This window comes from Streptomyces sp. NPDC006197 (assembly GCF_040613865.1).
In the GTDB taxonomy this organism is placed as follows: Bacteria; Actinomycetota; Actinomycetes; order Streptomycetales; family Streptomycetaceae; genus Streptomyces.
On sequence record NZ_JBEXSZ010000206.1, the window covers coordinates 1 to 11,428 of the forward strand.

11 protein-coding genes are annotated in these 11,428 nt (G+C 73.0%); 1 reads left to right on the forward strand and 10 read right to left on the reverse strand.

All coding sequences use genetic code 11. The features are described from left to right. Positions 1–110: 110 nt before the first annotated feature. The 7 genes from pheT to infC form a co-directional block, all read right to left on the reverse strand. Positions 111–2,642 carry a phenylalanine--tRNA ligase subunit beta gene (gene pheT, locus ABZ318_RS36860; RefSeq protein ID WP_356906794.1) on the reverse strand — a complete coding sequence of 844 codons (2,532 nt, stop codon included), beginning with the start codon at positions 2,640–2,642 and terminating at the stop codon, positions 111–113. Beyond that, positions 2,642–3,769, reverse strand: a complete 1,128-nt coding sequence (gene pheS, locus ABZ318_RS36865; protein ID WP_356906795.1) for a phenylalanine--tRNA ligase subunit alpha — start codon at positions 3,767–3,769, stop codon at positions 2,642–2,644. The genes pheT and pheS overlap by 1 nt, the downstream gene beginning before the upstream one ends. Positions 3,770–3,925: 156 nt before the next feature. Continuing rightward, on the reverse strand, positions 3,926–5,158 hold the full coding sequence (locus tag ABZ318_RS36870) for an ATP-binding protein (protein WP_356906796.1): 1,233 nt from the start codon (positions 5,156–5,158) through the stop codon (positions 3,926–3,928). A gap of 81 nt (positions 5,159–5,239) precedes the next feature. Continuing rightward, complete coding sequence (locus tag ABZ318_RS36875) at positions 5,240–6,079, reverse strand: RNA methyltransferase (RefSeq protein ID WP_356906797.1); 840 nt, start codon at positions 6,077–6,079, stop codon at positions 5,240–5,242. A gap of 149 nt (positions 6,080–6,228) precedes the next feature. Next, positions 6,229–6,615, reverse strand: a complete 387-nt coding sequence (gene rplT, locus ABZ318_RS36880) for a 50S ribosomal protein L20 (protein ID WP_017241732.1) — start codon at positions 6,613–6,615, stop codon at positions 6,229–6,231. Between the two features lie 107 nt (positions 6,616–6,722). After that, positions 6,723–6,917 (reverse strand): 50S ribosomal protein L35, encoded by a 195-nt coding sequence (gene rpmI, locus ABZ318_RS36885; protein ID WP_041128339.1) that lies wholly within the window; start codon positions 6,915–6,917, stop codon positions 6,723–6,725. A gap of 124 nt (positions 6,918–7,041) precedes the next feature. Next, positions 7,042–7,710, reverse strand: a complete 669-nt coding sequence (infC, locus tag ABZ318_RS36890; RefSeq protein WP_356906798.1) for a translation initiation factor IF-3 — start codon at positions 7,708–7,710, stop codon at positions 7,042–7,044. 328 nt (positions 7,711–8,038) lie between these two features. Between infC and ABZ318_RS36895 the strand changes: the two genes are divergently transcribed. Continuing rightward, positions 8,039–8,407 carry a DUF1844 domain-containing protein gene (locus tag ABZ318_RS36895; protein ID WP_356906799.1) on the forward strand — a complete coding sequence of 123 codons (369 nt, stop codon included), beginning with the start codon at positions 8,039–8,041 and terminating at the stop codon, positions 8,405–8,407. 48 nt (positions 8,408–8,455) lie between these two features. On the opposite strand, the gene ABZ318_RS36900 is transcribed toward ABZ318_RS36895, so the two are convergent. The 3 genes from ABZ318_RS36900 to ABZ318_RS36910 are packed head-to-tail and all read right to left on the reverse strand — an operon-like array spanning position 8,456 to position 11,263. After that, a complete protein-coding gene (locus ABZ318_RS36900; RefSeq protein WP_356906800.1) occupies positions 8,456–9,190 on the reverse strand; it encodes an SseB family protein in 735 nt (244 codons plus the stop codon). 34 nt (positions 9,191–9,224) lie between these two features. Further along, positions 9,225–10,406 carry a type VII secretion-associated serine protease mycosin gene (gene mycP / locus ABZ318_RS36905; protein ID WP_356906801.1) on the reverse strand — a complete coding sequence of 394 codons (1,182 nt, stop codon included), beginning with the start codon at positions 10,404–10,406 and terminating at the stop codon, positions 9,225–9,227. Beyond that, the gene (locus tag ABZ318_RS36910) at positions 10,403–11,263 is read right to left on the reverse strand and encodes a hypothetical protein (RefSeq protein WP_356906802.1); all 861 of its coding nucleotides are present in this window, start codon (positions 11,261–11,263) and stop codon (positions 10,403–10,405) included. The genes mycP and ABZ318_RS36910 overlap by 4 nt, the downstream gene beginning before the upstream one ends. Positions 11,264–11,428 lie beyond the last annotated feature (165 nt).

Sequence of the window (11,428 nt, forward strand, 5' to 3'; positions counted from 1 at the left end):
CTGGGACCCATCGTCCGGACGCGGCTATTCAGGGGGCATCCCGGCACTAAGGGCGGGCGACGGCGCCCCGGGGGTTCCCGGGGCGGCCCTCCTGGTGGTGCTGCGGTGCGTCAGGCGCCGCGCAGGACGGCGCCCGTGCGCTCGGCGGCCAGAGCCACCGCGGCGTCGCGGGCCGCGCTGGCCTCGTCGACCGTCAGGGTGCGGTCCGGGGCACGGAACTTCAGCGCGTACGCCAGGGACTTGCTGCCCTCGCCGAGCTGGTCGCCGGTGTAGACGTCGAACAGCCGGATGGACTCGAGGAGTTCACCCGCGCCCTCGGCGAGGGCGGCCTCGACCTCGGCGGCCGGGACGTCCGCGGCGACGACCAGGGCGACGTCCTGGGTGGCGACCGGGAAGGAGGAGATCCGGGGGGCCTTCACGGGGCCCTCGTTCGCCTTCTCCAGCAGGTCCAGGTCGATCTCCATCGCGCAGGCGCGGGCCGGGAGGCCGAACGCCTTCACCACGCGCGGGTGGAGCTCGCCGGCGTGGCCGACGAGGACCTTCTCGCCGTCCACCTCGACGTGGAACGCGGCGCAGCGGCCCGGGTGCCAGGGCGCGTGCTGGTCGGCGCTGATGATCAGCTCGACGCCCGCCTCGGCGGCCACGGTCCGGCCGGCCTCGATCGCGTCCGCCCAGTCGGACGGACGGCCCTTGCCCCACCAGCCGGCCTGCTCGCGCGCACCGGCGAGGACGACGGCGGCGCGGCGCGGCTGCTCGGGCAGCGCGGCGTTGACCGAGGCGATCTGCTCGTCGGAGGGGCGGCGGTCGACGGGCAGCCGGACGGCGACGCCCGGCTGGCCCTCGGTGGGCCGGAAGACCAGACCGGTCTCGAAGAGCGCCAGGTCGTGGCTGCCGCGGCTGTCGTTGCGGCGGAGCGCGCCGAGCAGACCCGGGAGCAGCGTCGTGCGGAGCGCGGGCTCCTCGTCCGACAGCGGGTTGACCAGCTTCACGAGGCGGCGACGGGCGTCGTCCGCGTCGAGACCGAGGTGGTCGAGGGCCTGCTCGCCGATGAACGGGTAGTTCAGCGCCTCGACGTAGCCGGCGCCGGCCAGGGCGCGGCCCACCCGGCGGTGGACGCGCTGGCGCTCGGTGAGCCCGCGGCCGGCCGGGGGCTTCGGCAGCGTGGAGGGCAGGTTCTCGTAGCCCTCCAGACGGATGACCTCTTCGGCCAGGTCGTTCGGCACGTAGAGGTCGGGACGCCACGACGGGACGGTGACGACGAGCTCGTCCTGGCCGTAGACGTCGCAGCCGACCTCCTGGAGGCGGCGGACGACGATCTCGCGGCCGTAGTCGACGCCCGCGACCTTGTCGGGGTGGTTCGCCGGCATGGTGATGGTGTGCGGCGCGGAGGGGGCGGCGATCTCGGTGACACCGGCCTCGGCGGTGCCGCCCGCGAGGAGCACGAGCAGGTCGACCGTGCGCTGCGCCGCCGCGGCGGCGGCCTGCGGGTCGACACCGCGCTCGAAGCGCTTGGACGCCTCGGAGGCCAGCTTGTGGCGGCGGGCCGTGCGGGCGATCGAGATCGCGTCGAAGTGCGCGGCCTCGATGACGACCTCGGTGGTGCCGGTGACGATGCCGGTCTCCGGGTCGGTGACCGGGTCGGCGATCTCGGTGTTGGCACCGCCCATGACACCGGCGAGGCCGATCGGCCCGCGGTTGTCGGTGATGACGAGGTCCCCGGAGTCGAGGACGCGCGCGGTGCCGTCGAGGGTGGTGAACTTCTCGCCGGCGGCGGCGCGGCGGACCCCGATGGGGCCGTCGATCCGGCTGCGGTCGTAGGCGTGCAGCGGCTGGCCGAGTTCGATCATCACGTAGTTGGTGATGTCGACGGCGAGCGAGATCGGGCGCATGCCGACCTTCTGCAGGCGGCGCTGCAGCCAGATCGGGCTGCGGGCCTCGGGGTCGAGGCCGACGACCGTACGGGCCGTGAAGCGGTCGCAGCCGATCGGGTCGGCGATCTGGACCGGGTAGCCGTACGAGTTGGGCGCGGGCACGTCGAGGAGCGCCGGGTCGCGCAGCGGCAGGCCGTAGGCGGTGGCCGTCTCGCGGGCGACGCCGCGGATCGAGAGGCAGTAGCCGCGGTCCGGGGTGACGGCGATGTCGAGGACCTCGTCGAACAGCTCCAGGAGGACCGTGGCGTCGGTGCCGACCTCGTGCTCCGGCGGCAGCACGATGATGCCGTGCGTGCCGTCGTCGCCCATGCCGAGCTCGTCGCCGGAGCAGATCATGCCCCGGGAGACGCGGCCGTACGTCTTGCGCTCGGCGATCCGGAAGTCACCGGGGAGCACGGCGCCGGGCAGCGCCACGACGACCTTGTCGCCCTCGGCGAAGTTCCGGGCGCCGCAGATGATCTCCTGGGGCTCGCCGGTGCCATTGGCCTGGCCGACGTCGACGGTGCAGAAGCGGATGGGCTTCTTGAACTCCGTCAGCTCCTCGATGGTGAGGACCCTGCCGACCACCAGCGGGCCGGTCAGGCCGGCGCCGAGCTGCTCGACGGTCTCGACCTCGAGGCCTGCCGAAATGAGCTTGGCCTGGACGTCACGCCCGGTCTCCGTCGCCGGCAGGTCGACGTACTCCCGCAGCCAAGAAAGCGGGACCCGCATCAGATCTCCATCCCGAACGGCCGGGTGAACCGGACGTCACCCTCGACCATGTCTCGCATGTCTTCGACGTTGTGGCGGAACATCAGCATCCGCTCGATGCCGAACCCGAAGGCGAATCCGCTGTACTTCTCGGGGTCCACACCACAGGCGACGAGCACCTTCGGGTTGACCATGCCGCAGCCGCCGAGCTCGATCCAGCCCTCGCTGCCGCAGGTGCGGCAGGGACGGTCCGGGTTGCCGACGGACTCGCCGCGGCAGACGTAGCAGAGCATGTCCATCTCGGCGGACGGCTCGGTGAAGGGGAAGAAGTTCGGCCGCAGCCGGGTCTTCATGTCCGGGCCGAAGAGCGCCTGGACCATGTGGTCGAGGGTGCCCTTGAGGTCGGCCATGGTCAGGCCCTCGTCGACGGCGAGCAGCTCGATCTGGTGGAAGACCGGGGTGTGCGTGGCGTCGAGCTCGTCGGTGCGGTAGACGCGTCCGGGGCACACCACGTAGACCGGGGGCTCCCGGTCGATGAGGGTGCGGGCCTGCACCGGCGAGGTGTGCGTACGGAGCACGACGCCGGACTCGTCGCCGGAGGTGCCTTCCGGTCCCTGGACGAAGAAGGTGTCCTGCATCTGCCGGGCCGGGTGGTCCGGGACGAAGTTGAGGGCGTCGAAGTTGAACCACTCCGCCTCGACCTCGGGGCCCTCGGCGACCTCGTACCCCATGGAGACGAACACGTCGGAGACGCGCTCCATGAGCGTGGTCAGCGGGTGCCGGGCGCCGGCCGGGACGCGGTCGTACGGCAGGGTGACGTCGACGGCCTCCTCGACGAGGACGCGGGCGTCGCGCTCGGCCTCCAGCTCGGCCTGGCGGGCGGCGAGCGCCTTGGAGACGACGCCGCGGGCCTGGCCCACGAGCTTTCCGGCGGCGGCCTTGGCCTGCGGCGGCAGGGCGCCGATCTCCCGGTTGGCGAGCGCCAGCGGCGAGGTGCCACCGGTGTGCGCGGTCTTCGCATGCGCGAGCGCGTCGAGGTCGCCCGCGGCGGCGAAGGCGGCGAGCGCCTCGTCCCGCATGCGCTCGATCTCTTCCGGTTTCAGTGCCTCGACCTCAACCGGGTCGTACGACTTATTGGGTGCGGACATCTCTTCCCGTGCTTCCGTTGGCTGGCTGGGCGGCCCCGCTCGACGTCAAGGGCGCAAACGTGCCAAAGGACGAGTCTAACGGGGCGCAGGGACGCGAATGAGCCCGTGGGCAGGCCGGACGGCTCCTGATCTCGTGCGGTCTCGACTGCTGAGACGTCAGAGGAGGTGGGCCGGGGTGCCGACGGGCAGGATAAATCGGAACTCGGCCCCGCCACGGGGGCCCCGTCCGACGGTGATGGTGCCGCCGTGGGCCTCGACGACGCCCTTGACGATGTAGAGGCCGAGGCCGGTGCCGCCGCGTTTGCTGCCCCGCCAGAAGCGGGTGAAGACGCGGCTCATCGACGCTTCGGGGATGCCGGGTCCCTCGTCGCTCACGGTGACCTCCGTCCCCTCTTCCCCGTCGTCGCCCAGCGTGGTGGGTGCCACCTCGATGGTGACGGTTCCCTCGCCGTGGCGCACCGCGTTTTCGAGGAGGTTCCCGAGGATCTGGTCGATCTTGTCGGGGTCGGCCCAGAGCGCGGGCAGCTGTGGTCTGATCCGTACGAAGAAACGGTCGGGGGACTGGCCGGCGGTGGTGTGCACCTGGATGTGCCGGCCGACGGCGGCGGCGATGTCGACGGGCTGGCGGCGCACTTCGAGGCGGCCGGAGTCGATCCGGGAGATGTCGAGGAGTTCGGCGATGAGCCGCTTGATGCGGCCCGCGTCGGCGTCGACCGTCTCCAGCATGAGCCGCTTCTGCTCGTCGTTGAACCGCTCCCACTTGTCGAGGAGGGTGGCGGTGAAGCCCTTCACGGAGGTCAGCGGCGAACGCAGTTCGTGGGCGACGGTGGCGATGAGCTCGGCGTGGCTGCGCTCGGTGCGGCGGCGCGCCTCGGTGCCGCGCAGGGAGACCACGACGCGGTGGACGGGGCCGGTGGGGTGCTCGCGGACGTACCGGGCGGAGACGAGGACCTCGCGGCCGCCGGGGAGCAGCAGGTTGCGCTCGGGCTGGCCGCGGCGGGTGGAGAGTCCGCCGTACGGATCGGTCAGCGCCCACCAGCGGCGTCCCTTGAGGTCCTCCAGGGGCAGCGCCTCGTCGAGGGGGAGGCCGAGGGCCCGGTCGGCGGGGACGGCGGTGATGCGGCAGGCGGCGGCGTTGAAGCAGACGACGCGACCGGTCTCGTCGGCGATGACGAGACCGTCGGGCAGGTCGTCGGGGTCGATCCCGGCGAAACCGGCCGCCGCCGCGGGGCCCGGCACGGCGCCGGGCCCGGCCGGCTCCGGGGCGTGTGGCACGCCGTCGGGTCCGGCCTGTTCCGGAGCGTGCGATGCACCGTCGGGTCCGGCCTGTTCCGGGGCGTGCGGCGTGGTGCTCCGTGCCTGTGCGGGACTGTCCGTGCCGACCGTCATCCCCGTATCCCACCCCTCCGTGTAGCGCAGTGGGCCCCCGAGTGCGTCACTCTACTGGGCGGGGAGGGCGGAATGGACCCCTCAGGCGGAGGTTCGGGGGCGCTGGGCACGGGCGGAGGCGTACAGGCAGACCGCGGCGGCGGTGGCGAGGTTGAGGCTCTCGGCCTTGCCGTGGATCGGGACGCGGACGACGGCGTCGGCGAGCGCCCGGGTCTCCTCGGGCAGCCCCCAGGCCTCGTTGCCGAAGATCCAGGCGGTGGGCCCGCCCATGGTGCCGGCGTCGAGCTCGTCGTCGAGGTCGTCCTGGCCGGCCCCGTCGGCGGCGAGGATCCGCACGCCCGCGCTCTTGAGTCCGGCGACGGCCTGCTCGACGGGGACGCCGACGGCCACCGGAAGGTGGAAGAGGGAGCCGACGGAGGCGCGGACGGACTTGGGGTTGTAGAGGTCGACGGAGGCGTCGGTGAGGACGACGGCGTCGGCGCCGGCCGCGTCGGCGCAGCGGAGCACGGTGCCGGCGTTCCCGGGGTCGCGGACGTGCGCGAGGACGGCGACCAGCTTGGGCCGGGCCGCGACGATCTGCTCGAACGGCGAGTCGAGGAACCGGCAGACGCCGACGAGGCCCTGCGGGGTGACGGTCTGGGAGACCTCGGCGAGGACGGTGTCGGAGGCGAAGTGGACGCGGGCGCCGGCGGCGCGGGCGGCGTCGACGATCGCGGTGTGGCGCTCGGCGGCCTCGAAGGTGGTGAACAGCTCGACGAGGGTGGGCTCTCCGTCGGGGCCGCGGTGCTCGACGGCCTCGCGGACGGCCTGCGGGCCCTCGGCGATGAAGAGGCGGTCCTTGCCCCGGAAGTTGCGCTTGGCGAGCCGCCGGGCGGCGACGACGCGCGGGGAACGCGGGGAGATCAGCTCGGGGGTGACCATGGGGTGCGGCGGTTCTCTCTTCGGGGCCGGGGCGCGGCGGGGCCGATGGCCCTGGGGCCGGGACTACGGGTTCTCGGGGGCCGACGCACCCGGACCCGCAGGCGCGAGAGCACCTGCGGGTCCGGGCGGAAGTACCGCGGCCTGGAAGATCAGGCGGCGGCCTTCGGGGCGTTGACGTCGGCCGGGAGGGCCTTCTGCGCGACCTCGACCAGCGCGGCGAACGCGTTGATGTCGTTGACGGCCAGCTCGGCGAGGATCTTGCGGTCCACCTCGATGTTGGCGGCCTTCAGACCCTGGATGAGGCGGTTGTACGTCATGCCGTTCTGGCGGGCAGCGGCGTTGATGCGCTGGATCCACAGCTGACGGAAGTCGCCCTTGCGCTTCTTCCGGTCGTTGTAGTTGTAGACCAGCGAGTGGGTGACCTGCTCCTTGGCCTTGCGGTACAGGCGCGAACGCTGACCGCGGTAGCCGGAGGCCGCCTCGAGAATCGCCCGGCGCTTCTTGTGGGCGTTGACTGCCCGCTTGACGCGTGCCACTTGTTTAACTCCTTGTAGCGGGGTCGCGGTGGTCCTCACACGACCCGAAATACGAATGGATCCCGGTCTCAGCCGGATGCCCCCGTCGCCGGAGGCGGGAGATCAACTCAGATGCCCAGCATCTTCTTGATCTTGGCAGAGTCACCCGGGGCCATCTCGGCGTTGCCGGTGAGGCGACGCGTCAGCTTGGACGACTTGTGCTCGAGCAGGTGGCGCTTACCGGCGCGCTCGCGCAGGATCTTGCCGGAGCCGGTGACCTTGAAGCGCTTCTTGGCACCGGAGTGCGTCTTGTTCTTCGGCATCGCGCCGTATCTCCTCGTCAGTGGCGCTCCCGTCCGGTGCGGACACCGGACATCCGGGAGCGTCAATTCTTCGTTTGGTGGTTCCGGGCGGGGCCCAGGGCTGCCTGGATGACAGCCCGTCGGGTCACGCCTCGGGGGTCTCGGCCGGAGCCTCGGGCTCGGCGGCCGGAGCCTGGGGCGCCTCGTCGGAGGCGACGCCCTGACGCTCGGCCTTGCGTGCGGCCTGGGCCTCACGCGCCTCGGCCATGGCCTCGGTCTTCTTCTTGTGCGGGCCGAGAACCATGATCATGTTCCGGCCGTCCTGCTTCGGGTTGGACTCGATGAAGCCAAGCTCCTCGACGTCCGACGCCAGCCGCTGCAGCAGCCGGAAGCCAAGCTCGGGACGGGACTGCTCACGACCACGGAACATGATCGTGATCTTGACCTTGTCGCCCTGCTTGAGGAAGCGGACGACGTGGCCCTTCTTGGTGTCGTAGTCGTGCGGGTCGATCTTCGGCCGGAGCTTCATCTCCTTGATGACCGTGTGCGCCTGGTTCTTGCGCGCCTCACGGGCCTTCATGGCCGACTCGTACTTGAACTTCCCGTAGTCCATGAGCTTGCACACGGGCGGACGGGCGTTCGCCGCGACCTCGACCAGGTCGAGGTCGTACTCCTGTGCGAGCTCCAGGGCCTTGGCAAGCGGAACAATCCCGACCTGCTCGCCGCTGGGTCCGACAAGTCGCACCTCGGGAACGCGAATCCTGTCGTTGATGCGGGGCTCGGCGCTGATGGATCCTCCTCGGTAGCACCACACGACCGCCTGGCGGACGGACGCGCAACGTCTGTTTCTGAGACCAACCGAGCCGGCACATGAAAAATGCCCCGGACGGTACACAGGCGGGGCTCCACGGAAAACCGGAGCACCACCACGGTGAACCGCGGGGCGCACATCGGGCGGCTCCATCGTCCGTACGGAACGATGGGCGCCACCTGACCGGTGACCCGCCACCCGCGAGGGTGGTCAGGTGGGAGTACGGAGCCTCCACTTGTGGGCCGGACACAGAGATGTCCAGCCGGTCGTTACACAAGGTTAGCAGGACCCGGCGGTCGGCGCGAACCGTACGTCCGCTTATCGTGTGGGCATGAGCGAGACGCCCCAGAACGAGTCCACGGACACCCCCGACTTCGACAGCATGACCCGCGACATCGCGGAGGTCCCGGCGGTCGAGGTGATCGTGACGGTCGCCGTCAACCTGATGAGCGCCGCCGCGGTGAAGCTCGGGCTCACCGAGGAGGGCGAGGAGCACAAGGACCTCGACGAGGCGCGCAAGCTGATCCACGCGCTCGCGGGCCTCCTGGACGCCGGCGCGACGGAGGTCTCCTCCTTCCACGCGGCTCCCCTGCGGGACGGTCTGAAGTCCCTCCAGCTCGCCTTCCGCGAGGCCTCCCTGATCCCGGACGAGCCGGGCCAGGGGCCGGGCGAGAAGTACACGGGGCCGGTGTACGGCTAGGAGCCGGCCGTCTCCCGGGGATGTGGGGTCGCCCCCCCTGGGAGCCGCTTACCGCTTCACGTAGAAGGGCTCGCCGGGAGGCGTGGCCGAGGCCGGCAGGAGTGCCAGGTCGAGGCCCCGCACCAGGCGGGCCCTCAGTGTTTCGTCGGCGGCCAGGGCGCGGGCCACGCGCTGGGCCGCCTCCGCCGGGGAGGCGTCCGCGGCGAGGACCAGGGCGACCGTGCCGTCGGCGGTGCCGGGACCCAGGTGGGCGCGGAGCACCGTCGGCTCGGCGGCCACGACGGCGCGCACGGCTTCCCGTACGGCCGGGTCGTCGAGCGGGTCGGTGCTGGAGCGGCCCTCGGCGAGGGCGAGCAGCGCGGAGCCGGTCACCTGGTACGGCACGGGGCCGGCCAGGTCCAGGACCAGGGTGTCGGCCTTCTCGTGGACCAGGGCCGCGATCGCCTGGTGCACGGGGACGGCGACGGGCCGGGCCTGCGGGTCCCAGAGGGCGAGCGAGGCGATCGAGGTGAAGGCCGGCAGGGCCCGCCGGTCTCCGGCCGTCAGGGTGGGGACGGCCATGTCGCTCGTCTTCTCCTGCTTCAGCCCCGTCTCGGGGTCGATCTCGACCTCGCCGAGGACCGCGACCACGGGAACGAGCAGCCGGGCCTCCTTCAGGGCTTCGAGGACCGGGCCGTGGGCGGTTCTGTCCTCCGCCCAGGCCGCGAGGGCCGCGGCGAGCCGCGGGTCGGCGGTGCCGTCGTCTTGGGAGAAACCGGGGTCCGGGATGTTCTTGAGCTCCACGCACCGAGCCTAGCCGCCGGGTCCGGGCCCCCGGCTAGGAGGTCCGGTGGGCGCGCCGGAGCATCACGGCGGTGAGGAGCAACAGGGCGCCGAGACCGCCGGCGACGGGGGCGAGCAGGCCGAGGGGGCGGCTCTCCTCGGCGGCGGGGAGGGGGCCGGGCCCGAAGTAGCGGCCCTGGTAGCCGGTGGCGGTGCTCTTGGGGTCGCCGGCCTCGATCTGGCGGCCGGCGGCGATCGCGGCGGCCGGGTCGACCGTCCCGTACCCCTTGGCGTCGCTGCGTCCGCCCTTCGGCCGGTGGCGGGCGGTGTCGATGAGCAGCCGCTTGACCTGGGCGGGGGTGAGGTCGGGGTGCGCGGAGCGGACGAGGGCGACGGCCCCGGAGACGAACGCGGCGGCGGCGCTGGTGCCCCAGCCCTCGTAGTAGCGGCGGTCGGGGTCGGCGATGACGATGTCGTCGCCGGGGGCGCTGACGGTGGCGTACCAGCGGCGGGTGGAGAAGGAGGCGTGGGTGCCGTAGCGGTCCACAGCGGCGACGGCGATGACGCCGGGGTAGGCGGCGGGGTACGAGATGTGGTCGCCCTTCTCGCCGCCGTTGCCGGCGGAGGCGACGACGGAGACGCCCTTGGCGAGGGCGTACTGGACGGCGGCGTCCTCGCCTGCGTCGGGGTGGGCGGACTTGGAGTCGTCGCCGAGGGACAGGTTGATGACGTCGGCGCCGTGGTCGGCGGCCCAGCGGATGCCTTCGGCGAGGGCCGTGCCCCGGGTCTTGCGGGCCTTGTCGCGGGCGCCGTCGGTGGACTCCAGGATGACCCGCACGGGCAGGATCCGGACGTCGGGGGCGACGCCGAGGACGCCGTCCTGGCCGCCGGGGCCGTGGCCGTGTCCGGCGATGATGCCGGCCATGGCGGTGCCGTGCCGGGCCCAGGCGCGGTCGCCCTTCGACGCGCCGAAGCCGATGAGGTCGCGTCCGGCGAGGACCGAACCCGCGAGGTCCGGGTGGTCGGCGTCGACGCCGGTGTCGAGGACGGCGACGGTGACGCCGTGGCCCTTGGTGGTGCGCCAGGCCTCCGTGGTGTGCAGGGCTTCGAGGCCCCACTGGCGGGCCCGGATGGTGTCGGCGTGGGCGGGGGCGGTGGTGGCGGGCAGGACGGAGAACGCGGCGGCGAGCAGGGCGACCGCGCCGCCACGGGTCCGGCGGTGGGCGGGTCGGGTCACCGGGCGTTCTCCTTGGCGGCCGTGGTGGCGGCCGTGCGCAGCAGTCGTACGAGGCGCTCGGTGATGCCCTTGGCCTCGTGACCGAGACCGGACTGGGCGGTGGCGTCGGTGCGGTTCGCGGTCATGGCCCGGTCGGCGGGGACGGGGCCGCCGTCGACGGTCCGGCCGTCGGCGAAGCCGGAGACGGCGGTGACGACGACGGGGAGGTCGGCGGGGGCGTTCAGCCACCAGGCGGCGCGCTGCGGGGCGCCGAAGCCGGCGGCGACGGTGCCGGGACCGGCGAGGGCCGGGGGGACGTCCGCGCCGAGCCGGGTGGTGAGGTCCTGGCCGAGGGTGCGCTGGGTGGCGGCGTCGGCGCGGGTGAAGACGAGGCCCACGGTGATCACGCTGCTGGCGGTGGCGTCGGTGTACGTGGCGCGCAGGACGCGCTCGCAGCCGAGCGGCTCGACGGTGGCGCGGAGGGCCTTGGCGAGGACGGCGGGGGTGCAGGCGGCGTCCGGGGCGACGACGATCCGGCTCCAGGTGCGGTCGGCGCCGCCGGGGCCGGCGCCGGGACCGGCGAGGGTGCGGGGGAAGAGGGTGTCGACGGGGGCGTTGTGCCAGAGGTCCTTGGCCTCGGTGTACCCCACGGGTTCGACGGGCTTCCCGGGCTCGGACGCGGCCAGCCACACGCCGGCGAGGGCGCCGCCGATGAGCCCGAACCCGAGCACGGCGCAGACGGCGACGGCGAGGGTCCGCCCGGCACGCCGCTCCCGTACGGGCCGCAGCCGCGTGGTGATCTCGACGGGCACCTCGGGCGGGAGCGCGCCGGGCCCGCGGTACGGGGCCGCGGTGCGGACCGCCGCGTGAGGAGGCACACCCGGGCTCCCGGCAGCGGCGCCCGGGGCCCGAACGGGGGCGCCACCGGGCCCACCCGGGCCGGCCGACTCTCGACGAGTGCCGTGCCGTTGTGCTCGGAGGCCTGGCGGAGCACCTCGGTGAGGTGCTTGCGGTCGGAGTCGACCGTGCGGGCCACGAAGCTC